The organism is Oleiphilus sp. HI0080, from assembly GCF_001635135.1.
Map to the genome: position 1 here is coordinate 1 of NZ_LWFU01000948.1, position 663 is coordinate 663.

The window sequence follows — 663 nt, forward strand, 5'->3', positions numbered from 1 at the left end:
GTTCAGTGAATTTGCCCTAGATGATTGCCTTGAAAGCCGCGTTGAGGTGATTTACAACGAGTTGGATATGCCCATCGAGGAGTCGCTCATGGCGTGTCTGCTTTCGTAGGCCGAGGAAAGCAAGAGCAGGAAAAAGTGGTTTGCTCCGGTACTGATGCGCTGAAGTTCGTGGCGATGGATGAAAGCCGACTTTTTAAGTTTTGAAGACCCTGTGAAATGCGCATGATATGGTAGCAAATGCGCAGCACATCTAGTTTACGTTTGATTATATAGGTAAAGGAACGGTTATGGATCTCGATCTTGATCAACAGTCACTTCAAGGTGCAGAAAGAAAGTGCCTAGAAAGTGGTGCGCGTTTAACGCCCAAACGTAAATTGGTTTTATCGGGTTTGTTAGGTTCAGACAAGGCGCTCTCGGCCTATGAGCTTGTTGAACTGTGCAAGAACGAGTACGACGAGGTGATTCCGGCCATGTCTGTTTATCGAATCCTGGACTTTCTTCAAGAACAGCATTTGGTTCATAAACTCAATTTGGCAAATAAGTATGTGGCATGCTGCCACATTAATTGCGAGCATCGCCATGAGGTTTCGCAGTTTTTGATTTGCGGTGAATGCCAGCGCGTAAAAGAAATTAGTTTGGGTAAATTTACCGAAAAAGATTTAA

Annotated in this window: 1 protein-coding gene; it reads left to right on the forward strand. The window is 44.6% G+C overall.

Annotation, left to right across the window (positions count from 1 at the left end; genetic code table 11):
• Positions 1-287: 287 nt before the first annotated feature.
• On the forward strand, positions 288-663 hold a 376-nt coding region (locus A3751_RS18445), incomplete at its 3' end, for a Fur family transcriptional regulator (protein ID WP_068458510.1).